The following is a 16,091-nucleotide window of genomic DNA, read 5'->3' on the forward strand; positions in this document are numbered from 1 at the left end:
TCCTAAAAATGCGTTACGACTAGCGAAATTGTCCGAGGAACCGCAAGTCGTTATCGAAGAACAGACGCAAGTCGTTCACACCGTAACGCAGCATGGCCAAACGCTCTACGCCCATGCCGAAAGCAAAACCCGAGAACTCTTCAGGGTCGATGCCGGACATACGCAGAACATTAGGATGGACCATTCCGCACCCCATCACCTCGAGCCAGCCCGTCTGTTTGCAGACGCGACAACCCTTGCCGCTGCACATCACGCACTCCATGTCCACTTCTGCCGAGGGTTCGGTGAAGGGGAAGTAAGAAGGGCGAAAACGAACGGCCAATTCTTTTTCAAAGAACACCCGAAGGAATTCTTCGATCGTGCCTTTGAGATCAGCAAAGTTGATATCGCGATCAATCAGCAGGCCTTCAACCTGATGAAACATAGGCGAATGGGTAATATCCGAGTCACTGCGATAAACACGCCCCGGGCAGACAATGCGGATCGGCGGTTGTTTTGACTCCATGGTGCGAACCTGGACCGGCGAGGTATGGGTACGCAGCAGCATGTTCGCATTGAAATAAAAGGTGTCGTGCATAGAGCGCGCCGGGTGGTGACCCGGAATGTTGAGCGCCTCGAAATTGTGGTAATCGTCTTCAACCTCAGGGCCTTCGGCAATGCCGTAGCCAATGTGGGTGAAGAACTGCTCAATACGTTCCAGAGTCCGGGTTACCGGATGCAGACCGCCGGAGGTCTGGCCGCGACCAGGCAGGGTCACATCAATGGATTCGGCAGACAGTTTGGCGGCCAGCTCGGCCTCCTCAAACTGAGCCTTGCGCGCATTGAGAACCACTGTGACACGCTCCTTGGCATCATTGATGAGCGCGCCTACTTGTGGGCGCTCCTCTGCCGGCAAATTTCCCAAGGTCTTCATCACCTGAGTCAATTCGCCTTTTTTACCAAGGTAAAGAACCCGGATCTGCTCCAGGGCATTGATATCTTCAGCGCTCTCAACAGCCTCTAGTGCTTTAGAGACCAGCGCATCCAGGTTTTCCATGTACAGACTCCAGATACAAAACAGGGGAAGAGCTTGAAGGCTCTTCCCCTGTTTATGACGTTTAACACCCGAGCTTACATAGGCAAGCCCAAGTGACTGTCGGGGGTACTTAAGCCAGAGTGGCTTTAGCTTTCTCGACAATCGCAGCAAACGCCGCTTTTTCGTTCACTGCCAGATCAGCCAGAACCTTACGGTCGATCTCGATGGACGCTTTTTTCAGGCCGGCGATGAAACGGCTGTAAGACAGACCGTTGATACGTGCACCAGCGTTGATACGAGCGATCCACAGAGCGCGGAACTGACGTTTTTTCTGACGACGGTCACGGTAGGCGTATTGGCCTGCCTTGATTACCGCTTGCTTGGCAACACGGAATACGCGCGAGCGTGCACCGTAGTAGCCTTTAGCCAGTTTCAGAATTTTTTTGTGACGTTTACGGGCGACAACGCCACGCTTTACACGAGCCATGAGTTACTTCCTCTAGTCTTAACCAAAAATTAACGAAGGCGCAGCATGCGCTCGACTTTTGCCACGTCAGACGGATGCAGCAAGCTGCTACCGCGCAATTGACGCTTACGCTTGGTCGACATTTTGGTCAGGATGTGGCTCTTGAAAGCGTGTTTGTGCTTGATACCGTTAGCAGTTTTCAGAAACCGCTTAGCAGCACCACTTTTAGTCTTCATCTTTGGCATGTTCGGATACTCCGCATTCAGTTGATAAACATAACCGCAAGGCCTGCCGTGCCCTGGTGGTTACTTCTTCTTTTTCGGGGCGATGACCATGATCAGCTGGCGTCCTTCCATCTTAGGATGCTGTTCGACGGTCCCGTATTCGACGAGGTCAGCTTCAACCCGCTTCAACAGTTCCATACCCAGCTCCTGGTGGGCCATCTCACGACCACGGAATCTTAACGACACCTTGGCCCTGTCCCCATCACTCAGGAAACGTACCAGGTTGCGCAGTTTTACCTGGTAATCCCCTTCCTCCGTCCCTGGACGAAACTTGATTTCTTTAACCTGGATTTGTTTCTGGTTTTTCTTCGCTGCGGCAATCTGCTTCTTCTTTTCGAAGATCGACTTGCCGTAATCCATCAGCTTGCAAACAGGTGGTACTGCATCAGCGGAAATTTCCACCAAATCCAGTTTGGCTTCTTCAGCCTTAAGAAGCGCTTCTTCGATCGGGACAATGCCAAGTTGCTCGCCCTCAGCTCCGATTAACCGAACCTCGCGTGCCGAGATATTCTCGTTGATCGGGGCTTTCGGTGCAGCTCGTTTATCTTGTCTCATTTCACGCTTAATAATAATTACTCCGAATCATGGCGACCACGCCGGGAAACCGCTTGTGCGAGGAATTCAGCGAATTGCGCGACGGGCATCGAGCCCAGGTCAGCACCTTCACGTGTACGCACAGCGACAGTCTGCATCTCGACTTCCCGATCTCCGATAACCAAGAGATAAGGAACCTTGAGCAAAGTATGCTCGCGGATTTTAAAGCCGATCTTTTCATTTCTCAAGTCTGACTTGGCACGAAATCCGCTCTGATTAAGAGTTTTTTCAACTTCAGCAGCAAAATCGGCCTGTTTATCAGTGATATTCATGATCACTGCCTGGGTTGGCGCCAACCACGCAGGGAACGCACCTTCGTAGTGTTCAATCAGAATACCGACGAAACGCTCGAACGATCCAAGGATCGCGCGGTGCAGCATAACCGGATGCTTGCGGCTGTTGTCTTCGGAGACATATTCAGCACCAAGACGAATCGGCAGATTGAAATCGAGCTGCAAGGTACCACACTGCCAGACACGACCCAGACAATCTTTCAAAGAAAACTCAATCTTCGGACCGTAAAAGGCGCCTTCACCCGGCTGCAGATCGTACGCCAGGCCAGCACTGTCAAGCGCCGAGGCCAATGCGCTTTCGGCGCGATCCCACAACTCATCCGAACCCACGCGCTTTTCAGGGCGAGTAGACAGTTTCAGTTCGATATCCTTGAAACCGAAGTCAGCATAGACATCAAGGGTGAGCTTGATGAATGCCGCCGATTCGGCCTGCATCTGCTCTTCAGTACAAAAGATATGCGCATCGTCTTGAGTGAATGCACGAACCCGCATGATGCCGTGCAGAGCACCCGACGGCTCGTTACGGTGGCAAGCACCGAATTCGGCCAGACGCATTGGCAACTCACGGTAGCTTTTCAAACCCTGATTAAAGACCTGCACGTGGCATGGGCAGTTCATTGGCTTGATCGCGTAATCGCGGTTTTCCGACTCAGTCGTGAACATGTTTTCAGCGTAGTTGGCCCAGTGACCGGACTTTTCCCACAAGCTGCGGTCCACGACCTGAGGTGTCTTGATCTCAAGATACCCATTCTCACGCTGCACCTTGCGCATGTACTGCTCAAGAACCTGGTAAAGGGTCCAGCCGTTTGGATGCCAGAACACCATCCCGGGCGCTTCTTCCTGAGTATGGAAAAGCCCCAGACGCTTACCGATTTTGCGGTGATCGCGCTTCTCGGCTTCTTCGATGCGCTGAATGTAGGCAGCCAATTGCTTCTTGTCAGCCCACGCAGTGCCGTAAATACGCTGCAACTGCTCATTCTTAGCATCGCCACGCCAGTAGGCGCCCGACAATTTTGTCAGCTTGAACGATTTCAAGAAACGCGTGTTAGGCACGTGAGGACCACGGCACATGTCGACGTATTCTTCATGGAAGTACAGACCCATGGCCTGCTCGTCAGGCATATCTTCAATCAGGCGCAACTTGTAATCTTCGCCGCGCTCGGAAAACAGCTGGATCACTTCGGCACGCGGCGTGACTTTCTTGATGACGTCGTAATCTTTCTCGATCAACTGCTGCATGCGCTGCTCAATAGCAGCCATGTCCTCAGGAGTAAAAGGACGATCGTAGAAAATGTCATAGTAGAAGCCTTCCTGAATGACAGGACCAATGACCATTTTGGCCGTTGGATACAACTGCTTCACTGCATGGCCAACGAGGTGGGCGCAAGAGTGACGAATGATCTCCAGCCCCTCTTCATCCTTGGGCGTGATGATTTGCAGCGTGGCGTCATTTTCAATCAGGTCACAGGCATCAACCAGCTTGCCGTTGACTTTACCGGCCACAGTGGCTTTCGCCAGACCTGCGCCAATCGAAGCGGCAACTTCGGCGACTGAAACTGCATGATCGAAAGAACGTTGACTGCCGTCGGGAAGAGTAATAGTTGGCATGGCGCCTCCTCTCCTAGTGGTGACCCCTACCAAAGGTCACGTGGGTTGGGATGAGCCAGTACGCGATTCGGTGGTGAGCCTGCCTCACAGTGGCAGGAGCCTTGCGGCCAACCGTTAACCGAACCAGAGTGACTGGAGTTCAAATCAAAAGTGTATGGCTCTGTTTCGCGGGATGCAGAACATCACCACGACAAACCAAGGGCGGCATGCTAACACACATGACGGCATGATGGAGGGCTCAGCTTGAGGCAGCCAAAATACTGCCCGCGTTGCAAAATGGTGAACTTGAGCTGCACTTGGCCCCTCAAATACTGCGTGAATCACATTTAGCCTCACATTCTGTAAGGAACATCATATGTCCATGAAACGTTTTTTGGCTCTCGCAACCCCATTGGCACTGCTTCTGCCACTGAGCGCTCACGCGGGCAATTGGCCTGCAGCCCTTAAAAAAGACTACATGAAGGACTGCGTCGCTGCTGCCAGCCAAAACATCGACAAAAAAAAGGCTGAAGAATATTGCGCATGCGGCGCTGATAAATTGTCTGCCAATTTTTCAACAGCACAGATCAAGCAGTTGATGAGCAAAAAAGTACAACCTAGTGCTGAACTGCGCACACAGGCTCTGGATGCGATCCAGTCATGCCGCGCCACAGCGGCCGCCCCCGCTAAACCCATGAAATAAACATGCTGGAGTTGCGGCTGCCTATGCCTTGACCGAGCAGAAAAGGCATGAAAATTGGCCATCCATATAAAAAAAGCGTAAGAAATAATGCTTTTTTTAAGCGCCACTTTAATGGTCAAAGCCCCATAAGACGGGGCTTTCAGGCTTTCATCGCAGCTCGAACACGCTGACAAAGCATCAAACTGTGACGCAGGGGGGCTCCCAAATCCCACATTTCGACTATGATAGCCAAGTGTGCCCAGTTGGCCTGAGCAGCACAGTACTACTGAAAATATAAGTTTCTTGGAGATACACCATGTCTAATCGCCAAACCGGCACCGTAAAATGGTTCAACGATGAAAAAGGCTTCGGCTTCATCACTCCTCAAGGTGGCGGTGACGACCTGTTCGTACACTTCAAAGCTATCGAAAGCGACGGTTTCAAAAGCCTGAAAGAAGGCCAAACCGTTTCCTTCGTGGCTGAGAAAGGCCAAAAGGGTATGCAAGCTGCACAGGTTCGTCCGGAGTAAATCTCCTTCGAACAAAAAAACCCCGTCCAGGTGACGGGGTTTTTTGTGCCTACTACAAACGCGAACGGCTTACCCGCAGTTCACGCGTGTAATGACGGCATTGCCATCGGCATTGAGGTTCAGGCGATCGGAGCGGTACTCAAGCGTCATGACATCGTTAGGCCCGAGGATACGGGCGGTCTGCGCACCCGCTTTGACGCGGGCTTGCTCCAGGAGCTGCGCCGACGCTTTTTGGCCGACCGCAAAGGCTGCGGCTTGAGCGTCACAACGCGTGTGTGCGGTGGCGGTGGTCGCAGGTTCCTGGTCAGAACTCGGCGTACTGCACCCAGACAGCGCCAGCACGGCCAGCAATGAACCCAATGACACTAGCTTCCAGGACATGGAGCCTCCTTAACATTAAATAGTCGAGACCTTTGCGACAGCTTTTGCGCAAAGAGGTTGCACAGCGCCAGGCAAGAATTACGCGTGACCGCAGGCGCGTGATTTTGGACGAGAAGCAGTGTATCGCCTTTACTTAATCGTCACGGAATGTGTGCTGCATCAATACACATCGATGTAATCGAACGGGGGATTGGGCCAATTCTCCTTCAAGGCATTGAAGATTTGCATGACCCAAACCTCATCGCTGGCTGCAACGTTACCCACATACCCGGAACCCGCTGCCCAGGTTTCCAGCCTGAACAGCAGCCCGTCAATGTCTGTACCGCCCACCACGCCTGAAGACAGGTACGCGCGCCCGTCTTTGGATACGCGCAACTGCGTGTGCACATCATCACTGGCCGAAGCTAATAGCTGCCTGACAGCCTCCGGCGTCAACCCCTCTGGGTTATTCAAATCGATATGCATCGTAATGCTCACTCCCTCAAATGGTCAGTGTGACACGCCAACGGGCTGTCTGGCGCGCATGGGGGCTGCCACACTGATGGCATCTCAGTGGCATTTTGCTAAGATCCAGCGTTTTAACGCAACGAGTCCAACCATGAGCAACGTCAGTATTGACGCCGACATCAAGGCGAAATGGCAACAGGGACAGTGTTCTTACAGCCCAGGCAGCCCCGAAGAGTTGGCCATTATCGGCATAGACCTGCTGGTAAAAGAACTCGGCACGGAAGCGGCCAAGGCCTTTACCGATCAGGTCTTCGAGAAATATGGCCTGCCTGTAAAGGCGACCTGAGGGCACAGCGACTCCCCACTCTCCTTTTGCATCAGTCTCCATGCCGCGCGCTCACTCACTTAACCGCTGAACCCGAGCGACCAAGCTCGTCACGCTGCCGAAGACACTCGATGCGCGAACCGCAACGCGTTAAAACGTAACGCCAGCGATGAGCGCAATATTGCAGTACGGATGGCACTCCCCCGTGCGCACAATCGCCTTTGCGCTCAGGCACAACGTTTTGAATGCATCGTGGGCCAGCAGCCGCCTGCTCCCCAGTAGCCCAAACTCGGTGTGAGCCTCAATGGCAGTGAGCGCAGCGCACGGGTGCAGGAATAACTCATTGGCCAGAATATGGCTTTCGACCTGCATTTCACTCAAGACAATGCGCAAGGTGGTGGCCAGGTCCGGCACCCCCTGGGTCAAGGCCAAATCAATCAGCTCCACCCCTTTGGGCACCGGCAAACCTGCGTCGGCAATCACGACAACGTCGCCATGCCCCAACGAAGCAATCAACCGTGAGAGCTGGATATTGAGCAGTGGTGTCTTTTTCATGACTGTGCAAAGGCTGAAACATCAGCCAGGCCCGGAATTGACGGTTGAGCACCCGGACGCGTAACAGACAAGGCTGCCGCAATTTGTGCAAAACGGATTGCTTGATCTTCGTTTTTGCCCTGCGCAAGCGCTGCAGAAAACGCACCGACAAAGGTGTCACCCGCGGCTGTAGCATCGACCGCTTCCACGCTCGGTGCCGCAAAGTGCACGGCCTTCTGCCCGCTGACGAACAGCGCGCCTTTGGCCCCTAGCGTCACAATCACGTTGCGCGCGCCCGCTTCAATCAGCTTGAAAGCAGCGCGCTGTGCAGACGCCAACGAATCAACCACCACGCCACTGAGGGCCTGCGCCTCACTTTCATTGGGGATCAAGTAATCAATCGCCTCAAGCCACTGCGAGGGCAACGGCCCGTTGACCGGCGCCGGGTTGAGGATAACGGTCTTATTGAGCGCCCGACCCCGCTTCAGCGTATGGGCGACAGTGTCATAGGGCACTTCGAGTTGGCAGACGATCACCTCAGCCCCCTGCAACATCGCGTCACAGGACTCGATATCGCCAGGGGTCAGAGCAGCATTGGCGCCCGGGACTACCACGATGGTGTTTTGACTGTGGGCATCCACAACAATCAAGGCAACGCCACTGACACCGCCCGGCACACTGCACACCCCCGAGCACTCAATCTGCTCGTCCAGCAGGCCCGCTCGCAGTTGCGCGCCATAGGCGTCACTGCCAACGCGCCCCAGCATCGCAACGCGCGCGCCCAGCCGTGCAGCGGCCACCGCCTGATTAGCGCCTTTACCGCCATGCACCGTTTGCAGCGCATCCCCAAACAGCGTCTCACCTGGCTGCGGTAACCGCTGCGTGCGCGTCACCAAATCCATATTCAAACTGCCCACCACGACCACATTTGCTTGCATGCTCGACACTCAACCGACGGATTGCTGGAGACGTTGCAGGGCGATAGCCCCGTGCGGCCCGGTGGATTCTCGCAGCACGAGACTGGGAGCGACGATCAACTGCTCGACAGATCGCCCGGGTGTTGCGATGCGCCGTAACAAAACCTGAGCGGCAGTTTCACCCAATTGCAGGATTGACTGCCCGACTGTCGTCAACGCCGGGTACACATACCGACTCATCTGCACATCATCAAAGCCGATCACCGACAGTTGCTCGGGCACTCGAATCTGGCGTTCGGCGGCCGCGCGCAACACACCGATGCCCATCATGTCGTTACACGCGAACACGGCTGAAGGCGGATCGGCAGCCAACAACCGGTTAGCGGCCTCATAGCCCCCTGTACAACTGAAATCACTTTCAACCATCCAGTGCGCTTGCGGCGCTATCCCGGCCTCACTCAGGGCACGCAGATAACCCGCCAGCCGCAGCTGCGCCACGCTGGTAATGGCCGGCCCCCCGATGCAAGCAACCGCACGATGGCCCAGATCAAGCAAATGCCGGGTCGCCAGATAGGCCCCCTGCTCATGATCGATTCGTACCAGATCGGCGTCGATGCCCTCCAGGCTTCGGTCAACAATCACCATCGGGGTGCGCACCCCCGTCAAACCGCTGGCCAGCCCCAAATCACCGCCCGCCGAAGCCACCACCAGGCCGTCCACCCGTTTTTCCAGCAGCACCCGCACGTAGTTGCGCTGCTTGTCCGGATCGTCGTCGCAATTGCAGAGGATCACGCAGTAGTTGTTACGCTCACAGTAATCCTCGATGCCCCGTGCCAACTCAGCGAAATAAGGGTTGAGGCTATTAGCCACCAGCAAACCGATGGTCGCCGTGCTCTTGGCTTTGAGAGAGCGCGCCACCGCGCTCGGTACGTAATCCAGGCGCGCAATGGCCTCTTCCACTTTCAACCGCACCGGCTCGCTCACCGGGCGGGTTTTGTTCACGACATGGGACACCGTTGTGTAGGAAATCCCCGCCATTGCCGCAACATCTTTGATCGTTGCCATTGCTTAGTTCCGTCGCCGTGCCCGTTGACTGCGATAAGTATCCAAAATCACTGCCATCACAATGACAGCACCGGTGATGATACGCTTGGTCGGATCTGTCGCGCCGATCTGCGCTAACCCGGCGGCCAATACCGAAATAATCAGCACCCCGAAAAACGTGCTGATCACTGAACCGCGGCCCCCCATCAGACTCGTCCCGCCAATCACCACGGCGGCGATCACTTGCAGCTCCAGACCCGCCCCGGCATTAGGGTCTGCGGCCTCCAGACGCGATATCTGGAACAAGGCCGCCACCCCGGCGAGCAGGCCCATCAGGCTGAATACCAGCACCTTGTAAGGTTTGGGGTTGATGCCCGCCAGACGGACTGCCTCTTCATTGGTGCCGATCCCGATCAGATAGCGTCCGAAAACCGTACGGGTCAATATCACCTGCGCAACCAGAATCACCAGCAACGCAATAATGAAAGACGGTGCGATACCAAAGGCAATCGGATCGGACAACCACGCGAACTCATCGCCAATGTAAGCGGTACGCGACCCGGTCATTTGGTACGCTGCGCCGCGGGCCATTTCAAGCACCCCTAGCGACACGATGAATGAAGGAATGCGCCAGGCAACGGTGATCGAACCCGTAAAGGTACCCACCGCCGCCGCACAGCCCATGCCCAGCAATGCGGCGGGCAATACGCTCCAGCCCCATCCCAGGATCGCGACGCTCACCACCGAAGCCGCCAGCGCCAGCACGGAGCCAACTGACAAATCAATGCCGCCGATGATCAAGACAAACGTCATGCCCACCGCGAGCACCATCAGGTCTGGAATCTGATTGGCCAAGGTGCTCAACGTGTCATAGGAAAAAAAGTGATCACTCAAACTTGAAAAGAGCACGATCATGGCAAGCAACGCGCCAGCCAATCCCACATAGGTGCCCATGCCGTAGAAATTGTGCGCAGCGTTGCGCGGCGAGGAACTGGCGTTCATGCAATGTCCTTGGGCGCCACTGACGCCAGTGGTGCATCGTGTGTGTGATAACCGGCAAACGCAGCCGCCAGCAGTTGTTCCTGACGCCAGCTGTCGCGCTTGAAGGTATCGGTCAGGCGCCCTGCCGACATCACCCCAATGCGGTCACAAATCAGCATCAATTCGCGCAAGTCGCTGGACACCACGACCAATGCCTTGCCCTCTCGGGTCAAGTCGGCAAGCAGGCGATAGATATCGAATTTGGCCCCGATATCAATGCCGCGAGTAGGCTCATCAAACAGCAATACGCCGCAGTCGCGCTCAAGCCAGCGGCCGATCACGACTTTCTGCTGATTGCCACCCGACAGTTGCGAGACGACCTGCTCGGGCCCGCAACAGCGAATGCCCATTGCGTCAATCTGGCGCCGGGCCAGCGCCCGCTCTTGCTCACCCTTGATGAAACCTGCCCGCGACAACTGTTCCATATTGCCCAGGCCGATATTGCTGCTGATGGATTGGCTCATCAGCAAACCTTCGCCCTTGCGGTCCTCGGTAATCAAGGCGATACCGTGCCTGACAGCGTCCATCGGGCTGCGAATCGACACGGTCTTCAGAGGGTTGCCCACGGCGACCGTGCCACTGTCAGCGTGGTCTGCACCATAAATCAGACGCAACAATTCTGTGCGCCCTGCCCCGATCAGGCCGGATATACCGAAAATTTCACCCCGGCGGACCTCAAACGAAACATCCATCACTTTAGTGCCACGGCCTAGCCCTGAAACCCTCAGCACAGGCTCGCCCAGAGGACGCTCGCCCATCGGCAAGTGATCGCCCAGCTCGCGCCCGACCATCAGGTTGACCCATTGCTGGCTGTCATGATTGGCAATGGGTTCAACACACACCAGATGCCCGTCCCGCAGGACCGCAATGCGCCGGGCTACCCGCGCCAGCTCTTCGAGTCGGTGAGAGATGTAAACAATCGCGACGCCCCGCGCCTGTAACCGGGTGATCTGGATAAACAGCAACTCGACTTCGCGGGCCGTGAGCATGGCCGTCGGCTCGTCGAGAATCAGCACCTGGCAGTCGCCAATCAGGTTGCGGGCGATTTCCACCATCTGCTGGTGGCCTACCCCCAACTCGCCTACCAGCGTGTCGGGGTCAATGGCCTCAAGGCCGACTTGCGCCATGGCGTCGATCGCTGCCTGACGCAAGCGCTTGCGATTGATCCACCCGACGCGGGCGGGCAGATGGTCGAGAAACAGATTTTCCGCCACGGTCAGCGTCGGTAACAGATTGAGTTCTTGCATCACCATGCGCACCCCCAACCGCTCGGCCTCTGCGCGGCTACCGGGCGCATAAGGCAGACCGTTGTAGTGCATCTGACCGGTGGAAGGGGCTTCCAGCCCGCCGATGATTTTCGACAAAGTGCTTTTGCCGGCCCCGTTTTCACCCGTCAGCGCCAACACCTCGCCGCGATAAAGGGTCAGGTCAATCGCGCTCAAGACGGGTTGCGCATAGGTTTTACCTACGCCGCACACTGAAAGCACCACGTCAGCCTCTGAAGTTGGCATCAAATGTCTCCAGGCACCCGGTCAAACACGCAGGTGCCAAGGGTATGGACGGATCAGGGGGTGGTGATCAGCTCAACCGGCGTCGCGATAACCCCGTCTTTCAGTGCGTCGACCGGCTCGTTCTTGATCAGCTTGAGCGCGGTCTGAATACCGAAAACAGCCTGCTGGGCGGCGGCCTGGTCTGCGGTAGCCAGCACACGGCCGTTCTTCAGCATCGGCTTGATGGCATCGATGTTGTCGTAGCCGACCACCTGCACCTTACCGGCCTTACCGGCGGCACGAATGGCCGATACAGCGCCAATCGCCATGCTGTCGTTGCCCGCCAACAGAGCCTTCACATTGGGGTACTCGCTCAGAATCGCAGCGGCCTGCTTGTTGCCGCCTTCAATTTCCCAATTACCGGACTGCACGGACACCACCTTGATGTGCGCCGCTTTCATGGCGTCTTTGAAGCCCGCCGTGCGTTGCTGTGCGTTGGTGGTGGTCGACACGCCTTCAATGATGGCCACCTCGTCGCCGGCGTTCAGCTTGCGCGCCAGGTACTCACCCACTTTGCGCGCGCCAGCCCGGTTATCAGGCCCTACAAACGGGACATCCAGCTGCTTTTTTTTCAGCACTTTCGGGTCGAGCTGGTTATCGATGTTCACCACGACAATCCCGGCATCCCGAGCCTTTTCAATGGCGCGGATCAATGCCTTGGAGTCAGCCGGGGCGATCACCAGACCATCGACTTTGGCAATGATCATCTGGTTGATGATGTCTATCTGCCCCTGAGTATCGGTTTCGTTCTTGATGCCGTTGGAAATCAACTCGAAATCAGCCGGGTGCTGTTTTTGATAGTCCTCGGCCCCCTGGGTCATGGTGACAAAAAACTCATTGGCCAATGACTTCATCACCAGACCGACTTTGGGTGTGGAGGCGTCGGCATGGGCAAGAGGAAGGGAAAACGAGGCCGCTGTGAACAAGGCGACGGCGAGCAAGCGTCCAGCAAAGGGCAGCTTCATGGGAGTACTCCGATCTTATGATTATTGTGAGCGACATCCTGTTTGCGCGGGCTGGCAGCCATTGCAAAAGCGCCCGGTCTGAAGCGCCGAAAGGCACTCATAAAGAACGGGACACCACCGCGCAAACGTTTGCTTGAACCTCACTATGGAAACCCGACTTGTATTTGTCAACGACAAAAAATGGCGCCATTAAACCGACGAACGGACGCCTTTCCGTACGAAAAGTTACAGCCAAATTCGGATAACCGTCTCTTTTTGATTTGATTAAACACTCTAAATTTATTTTTTATCCTTAAAAATCATATAGTTAGGTAAATAATAAACATCCTGAAAAGAATGGCACAAAACATGCCTTTATATGGCCAGCACGCGGCCAGTGGATGGCACGTGCCGTGCTAGGTGTATGTGCATCAGCACTCTCATCATTAAGAGAGAACATAATGAAAAAAGCTGTCTTGAAATCGATTGTTCCGGGCGCATTGGCCCTTCTGCTGGTCATGCCAAGCGTTCAGGCACAAGAAGCCCCTGCCAAACCGAACGTCATTATTCTGGCAACCGGCGGCACCATCGCCGGTGCCGGTGCGAGCGCTGCCAACAGCGCTACCTACACCGCCGCCAAAGTGGGTATCGATCAACTGATCGCCGGTGTACCCGAGTTGAGCCAATTGGCCAATGTGCGTGGCGAACAAGTGATGCAGATCGCCTCTGAAAGCATCACCAACGACAACCTGCTGCAATTGGGCCGCCGCGTTGCCGAGTTGGCCGACAGCAAAGACGTCGACGGTATCGTGATCACCCACGGCACCGACACGCTGGAAGAGACCGCGTACTTCCTGGATCTGGTTGAAAAAACCGACAAGCCAATCGTGGTGGTCGGCTCGATGCGTCCGGGCACAGCCATGTCGGCTGACGGCATGCTGAACCTGTACAACGCCGTCGCCGTTGCAGGCAGCAAGGAGGCACGCGGTAAAGGCGTTCTGGTCACCATGAACGACGAAATCCAGTCGGGCCGCGATGTCAGCAAAATGATGAACATCAAGACCGAAGCGTTCAAAAGCCCTTGGGGCCCACTGGGCATGGTCGTTGAAGGCAAGTCCTACTGGTTCCGTTTGCCTGCCAAGCGTCACACCATGGACTCTGAGTTCGACATCAAAAACATCAAGAGCCTGCCAAACGTAGGCATCGCCTACTCGTACGGCAACGTTGATGACACCGCCTACAAGGCACTGGCTCAATCTGGCGCCAAAGCCATCATCCACGTCGGCACCGGCAACGGCTCGGTTTCATCCCGCGTGGTGCCGACCCTGCAAGCCCTGCGTAAAGACGGCGTACAGATCATCCGTTCTTCCCACGTGAATGCCGGTGGTTTCGTACTGCGTAACGCAGAACAACCTGACGACAAAAACGACTGGGTCGTTGCACACGACCTGAACCCACAAAAAGCCCGCATTCTGGCCATGGTCGCCCTGACCAAAACCCAGGACAGCAAAGAGCTGCAGCGGATTTTCTGGGAATACTGAGTCAAGCGGACGCCCTGGCGTCTGAGCATTAAAAAAGCCAACTGACACATTCATGTCAGTTGGCTTTTTTGTGAGTGCGCGATTCAGTGCGTTGCCACGGCATCCATCTTTTGGCGCAGGCTCAGCGGGCGCATGTCCGTCCACACCTCCTCGATGTAGGCCAGGCATTCGGGCTTCAAGCCGCTCTTGCCCACCGCACGCCAGCCGTTCGGAATGGCTTTGTAATCAGGCCAGATCGAGTACTGGTCTTCGTGGTTCACCACCACCTGAAAAAGAATATCGTCGCGGTCAAATACTGAACTCATGTGCGGGTCTCCATCGCATTAAGCCGCTGCGCCAACACGCGCAGCCGGGGTCATAGAACAAACGAGCGATCAACGCCGGGAATTAGAGCCGGGCGATGGCCGCCGCCAGGGCATTGCCGAACATGGCCGCCACGTGATCGATCTCGGCGCCGGTGATGATCAGCGGTGGCAGGAACCGCACCACACTGCCGTGCCGCCCCCCCAGTTCCAGAATCAATCCGCGCTTGAGGCATTCGCGCTGTACCAACGGCGCCAGTCGGCCAAAGGCTGGTGGGTGGCCCAGCGCGTCAGGCAGGCCAGACGGGTCAACCAATTCCACGCCCAGCATCAGCCCGCGCCCCCGGATATCACCCAATTGCGGGAAGTCGCGCTGCAGGATGTGCAAGTGCTCACTCAAACGCTCACCCATGGCTGCCGCGTGCGCCGCAACATTGTGCTCCTTGAGGTAGCGCATCACGGCACTGCCCGCGGCCATAGCCATCTGATTACCGCGGAAAGTACCGGCATGGGCACCGGGTAGCCACGTGTCGAGCCACTCGCGATAGACCACCACCGCCAACGGCAAACTGCCACCAATGGCTTTGGACAGCACCACCACATCAGGCACGATGCCCGCGTGTTCAAAGGCGAACATCTTGCCGGTGCGGGCGAAACCGCTCTGGATTTCATCAACGATCAACGCCACCCCGGCCTGCTCCGTGAGGCGCCGCAGCCCTCGCAGCCAGTCCAGGTCCGCCGGGATCACACCGCCTTCGCCCTGCACCACCTCAACGATCACGGCGGCAGGTAATTGCACGCCGGCTTCCGGATCACTGAACAGCGTGTGCAGGTAATGCAAGTTGGCCTTCACCCCTTGCTCCCCGCCGAGGCCAAACGGGCAACGGTAATCGTACGGGTACGGCATAAATTGCACCCCATTGCCCAGCAAGGCGGCCATGGGTTTTTTCGGGCCAAGGCTTCCCATCAGGCTCAACGCCCCTTGGCTCATGCCGTGATAACCGCCCTGGAACGAAATCACTGTGTTGCGCCCGGTGGCCGTGCGCACCAGCTTCAACGCCGCTTCTACCGCGTCGGTGCCGGTGGGGCCACAAAACTGGATTTTCGCTTCTTGGGCCAAGGCGTCTGGCAACAGGCCAAACAGGTCCTGCACAAACTGATCCTTGACCGGCGTGGTCAGGTCCAGCGTATGCAAAGGCAAACCGTCGTCCAGCACCTTGCGGATCGCCTCAATCACTACCGGGTGGTTATGCCCGAGCGCCAAGGTACCCGCGCCTGCCAGGCAGTCGATAAAGCGCCGGCCTTCCACGTCTTCGACGTACAGCCCCTTGGCGCGTTTCAACGCCAGCGGAATGCGCCGCGGGTAACTGCGCGCGTTGGATTCTTGGCGGCTCTGACGGGCCAACAAGGGAGATTCTTCAAATTCATACAGCGTTTCGGTCGTACAGACCCGACCCGGCTGATCGTCGACAAGACTGGTAGCGACTGACATTTCTGGGACCCTCAATGCGCTGATGAGATTGACCAAAACCGCAGACCTGCGAGGACTTTCGATGCACGAAAGAGCGCTGCAGGTTTTCCTGCTTTGGAAACGCATTGGCGGGGCCCGGATTTA

General features: G+C 56.3%; 19 protein-coding genes. 4 read left to right on the forward strand and 15 right to left on the reverse strand.

Annotated elements, in window-relative coordinates:
- Positions 1–19: 19 nt before the first annotated feature.
- The 5 genes from pheS to thrS all read right to left on the reverse strand — a co-directional run bounded on the left by pheS (position 20) and on the right by thrS (position 4,260).
- Positions 20–1,036: a phenylalanine--tRNA ligase subunit alpha gene (gene pheS / locus BKD70_RS16795; protein ID WP_047275141.1), complete on the reverse strand. Its 1,017-nt coding sequence runs from the start codon at positions 1,034–1,036 to the stop codon at positions 20–22.
- 109 nt (positions 1,037–1,145) lie between these two features.
- Positions 1,146–1,502 (reverse strand): 50S ribosomal protein L20, encoded by a 357-nt coding sequence (gene rplT / locus BKD70_RS16800; protein WP_047275143.1) that lies wholly within the window; start codon positions 1,500–1,502, stop codon positions 1,146–1,148.
- Between the two features lie 29 nt (positions 1,503–1,531).
- Positions 1,532–1,726 carry a 50S ribosomal protein L35 gene (gene rpmI / locus BKD70_RS16805; protein WP_002553160.1) on the reverse strand — a complete coding sequence of 65 codons (195 nt, stop codon included), beginning with the start codon at positions 1,724–1,726 and terminating at the stop codon, positions 1,532–1,534.
- A gap of 60 nt (positions 1,727–1,786) precedes the next feature.
- Positions 1,787–2,338 carry a translation initiation factor IF-3 gene (gene infC / locus BKD70_RS16810; protein ID WP_169835808.1) on the reverse strand — a complete coding sequence of 184 codons (552 nt, stop codon included), beginning with the start codon at positions 2,336–2,338 and terminating at the stop codon, positions 1,787–1,789.
- Entirely contained in the window at positions 2,338–4,260 is a 1,923-nt protein-coding gene (gene thrS, locus BKD70_RS16815) for a threonine--tRNA ligase (RefSeq protein WP_047275146.1), read from the reverse strand. Before thrS ends, infC begins: the two co-directional genes overlap by 1 nt.
- 355 nt (positions 4,261–4,615) lie before the next feature.
- Here thrS and BKD70_RS16820 point away from each other — a divergent pair, with 355 nt between their 5' ends.
- Positions 4,616–4,942: a hypothetical protein gene (locus BKD70_RS16820; RefSeq protein WP_047275148.1), complete on the forward strand. Its 327-nt coding sequence runs from the start codon at positions 4,616–4,618 to the stop codon at positions 4,940–4,942.
- Positions 4,943–5,237: 295 nt separating this feature from the next.
- Complete coding sequence (locus tag BKD70_RS16825) at positions 5,238–5,450, forward strand: cold-shock protein (RefSeq protein WP_003179963.1); 213 nt, start codon at positions 5,238–5,240, stop codon at positions 5,448–5,450.
- A gap of 69 nt (positions 5,451–5,519) precedes the next feature.
- On the opposite strand, the gene BKD70_RS16830 is transcribed toward BKD70_RS16825, so the two are convergent.
- Both BKD70_RS16830 and BKD70_RS16835 read right to left on the reverse strand, forming a co-directional pair.
- Complete coding sequence (locus BKD70_RS16830; protein WP_047275153.1) at positions 5,520–5,831, reverse strand: I78 family peptidase inhibitor; 312 nt, start codon at positions 5,829–5,831, stop codon at positions 5,520–5,522.
- A 159-nt stretch (positions 5,832–5,990) separates the two neighbouring features.
- Positions 5,991–6,296 (reverse strand): hypothetical protein, encoded by a 306-nt coding sequence (locus BKD70_RS16835; RefSeq protein ID WP_047275155.1) that lies wholly within the window; start codon positions 6,294–6,296, stop codon positions 5,991–5,993.
- Between the two features lie 133 nt (positions 6,297–6,429).
- On the opposite strand from BKD70_RS16835, the gene BKD70_RS16840 reads away from it, so the two are divergent.
- The gene (locus BKD70_RS16840) at positions 6,430–6,624 is read left to right on the forward strand and encodes a hypothetical protein (protein ID WP_047275157.1); all 195 of its coding nucleotides are present in this window, start codon (positions 6,430–6,432) and stop codon (positions 6,622–6,624) included.
- A gap of 129 nt (positions 6,625–6,753) precedes the next feature.
- Here the strand turns inward: BKD70_RS16840 and rbsD are convergent, their stop codons facing one another.
- Genes rbsD through BKD70_RS16870 form a run of 6 tightly spaced genes read right to left on the reverse strand, consistent with a single transcriptional unit; the run spans position 6,754 to position 12,654 of the window.
- Positions 6,754–7,158 (reverse strand): D-ribose pyranase, encoded by a 405-nt coding sequence (rbsD, locus tag BKD70_RS16845; RefSeq protein WP_047275158.1) that lies wholly within the window; start codon positions 7,156–7,158, stop codon positions 6,754–6,756.
- Positions 7,155–8,075: a ribokinase gene (gene rbsK, locus BKD70_RS16850; protein WP_047275160.1), complete on the reverse strand. Its 921-nt coding sequence runs from the start codon at positions 8,073–8,075 to the stop codon at positions 7,155–7,157. The genes rbsD and rbsK overlap by 4 nt, the downstream gene beginning before the upstream one ends.
- 9 nt (positions 8,076–8,084) lie before the next feature.
- Complete coding sequence (locus BKD70_RS16855) at positions 8,085–9,119, reverse strand: LacI family DNA-binding transcriptional regulator (RefSeq protein ID WP_047275162.1); 1,035 nt, start codon at positions 9,117–9,119, stop codon at positions 8,085–8,087.
- A 3-nt stretch (positions 9,120–9,122) separates the two neighbouring features.
- Positions 9,123–10,100: an ABC transporter permease gene (locus BKD70_RS16860; protein WP_047275164.1), complete on the reverse strand. Its 978-nt coding sequence runs from the start codon at positions 10,098–10,100 to the stop codon at positions 9,123–9,125.
- Entirely contained in the window at positions 10,097–11,650 is a 1,554-nt protein-coding gene (locus BKD70_RS16865) for a sugar ABC transporter ATP-binding protein (RefSeq protein WP_047275166.1), read from the reverse strand. The genes BKD70_RS16860 and BKD70_RS16865 overlap by 4 nt, the downstream gene beginning before the upstream one ends.
- A gap of 53 nt (positions 11,651–11,703) precedes the next feature.
- Positions 11,704–12,654, reverse strand: coding sequence for a sugar ABC transporter substrate-binding protein (locus BKD70_RS16870; RefSeq protein WP_047275168.1), 951 nt, complete (start codon positions 12,652–12,654; stop codon positions 11,704–11,706).
- Between the two features lie 440 nt (positions 12,655–13,094).
- Here BKD70_RS16870 and BKD70_RS16875 point away from each other — a divergent pair, with 440 nt between their 5' ends.
- The gene (locus tag BKD70_RS16875) at positions 13,095–14,174 is read left to right on the forward strand and encodes an asparaginase (RefSeq protein ID WP_047275170.1); all 1,080 of its coding nucleotides are present in this window, start codon (positions 13,095–13,097) and stop codon (positions 14,172–14,174) included.
- An 83-nt stretch (positions 14,175–14,257) separates the two neighbouring features.
- Here BKD70_RS16875 and BKD70_RS16880 read toward each other — a convergent pair whose 3' ends face one another.
- Entirely contained in the window at positions 14,258–14,479 is a 222-nt protein-coding gene (locus BKD70_RS16880; protein ID WP_047275172.1) for an MbtH family protein, read from the reverse strand.
- Between the two features lie 82 nt (positions 14,480–14,561).
- Entirely contained in the window at positions 14,562–15,968 is a 1,407-nt protein-coding gene (locus BKD70_RS16885; RefSeq protein ID WP_047275174.1) for an aspartate aminotransferase family protein, read from the reverse strand.
- Positions 15,969–16,091: the final 123 nt, after the last annotated feature.

The sequence above is a fragment of the Pseudomonas sp. BS-2016 genome, from assembly GCF_001806145.1.
Taxonomy (GTDB): Bacteria; Pseudomonadota; Gammaproteobacteria; order Pseudomonadales; family Pseudomonadaceae; genus Aquipseudomonas; species Aquipseudomonas lundensis.

Coding starts and splice junctions, on each gene's coding strand:
- pheS (WP_047275141.1), bottom strand. CDS start 1,036: ATGGAAAACCTGGATGCGCTGGTCTCTAAAGCACTAGAGGCTGTTGAG.
- rplT (WP_047275143.1), bottom strand. CDS start 1,502: ATGGCTCGTGTAAAGCGTGGCGTTGTCGCCCGTAAACGTCACAAAAAA.
- rpmI (WP_002553160.1), bottom strand. CDS start 1,726: ATGCCAAAGATGAAGACTAAAAGTGGTGCTGCTAAGCGGTTTCTGAAA.
- thrS (WP_047275146.1), bottom strand. CDS start 4,260: ATGCCAACTATTACTCTTCCCGACGGCAGTCAACGTTCTTTCGATCAT.
- BKD70_RS16820 (WP_047275148.1), top strand. CDS start 4,616: ATGTCCATGAAACGTTTTTTGGCTCTCGCAACCCCATTGGCACTGCTT.
- BKD70_RS16825 (WP_003179963.1), top strand. CDS start 5,238: ATGTCTAATCGCCAAACCGGCACCGTAAAATGGTTCAACGATGAAAAA.
- BKD70_RS16830 (WP_047275153.1), bottom strand. CDS start 5,831: ATGTCCTGGAAGCTAGTGTCATTGGGTTCATTGCTGGCCGTGCTGGCG.
- BKD70_RS16835 (WP_047275155.1), bottom strand. CDS start 6,296: ATGCATATCGATTTGAATAACCCAGAGGGGTTGACGCCGGAGGCTGTC.
- BKD70_RS16840 (WP_047275157.1), top strand. CDS start 6,430: ATGAGCAACGTCAGTATTGACGCCGACATCAAGGCGAAATGGCAACAG.
- rbsD (WP_047275158.1), bottom strand. CDS start 7,158: ATGAAAAAGACACCACTGCTCAATATCCAGCTCTCACGGTTGATTGCT.
- rbsK (WP_047275160.1), bottom strand. CDS start 8,075: ATGCAAGCAAATGTGGTCGTGGTGGGCAGTTTGAATATGGATTTGGTG.
- BKD70_RS16855 (WP_047275162.1), bottom strand. CDS start 9,119: ATGGCAACGATCAAAGATGTTGCGGCAATGGCGGGGATTTCCTACACA.
- BKD70_RS16860 (WP_047275164.1), bottom strand. CDS start 10,100: ATGAACGCCAGTTCCTCGCCGCGCAACGCTGCGCACAATTTCTACGGC.
- BKD70_RS16865 (WP_047275166.1), bottom strand. CDS start 11,650: ATGCCAACTTCAGAGGCTGACGTGGTGCTTTCAGTGTGCGGCGTAGGT.
- BKD70_RS16870 (WP_047275168.1), bottom strand. CDS start 12,654: ATGAAGCTGCCCTTTGCTGGACGCTTGCTCGCCGTCGCCTTGTTCACA.
- BKD70_RS16875 (WP_047275170.1), top strand. CDS start 13,095: ATGAAAAAAGCTGTCTTGAAATCGATTGTTCCGGGCGCATTGGCCCTT.
- BKD70_RS16880 (WP_047275172.1), bottom strand. CDS start 14,479: ATGAGTTCAGTATTTGACCGCGACGATATTCTTTTTCAGGTGGTGGTG.
- BKD70_RS16885 (WP_047275174.1), bottom strand. CDS start 15,968: ATGTCAGTCGCTACCAGTCTTGTCGACGATCAGCCGGGTCGGGTCTGT.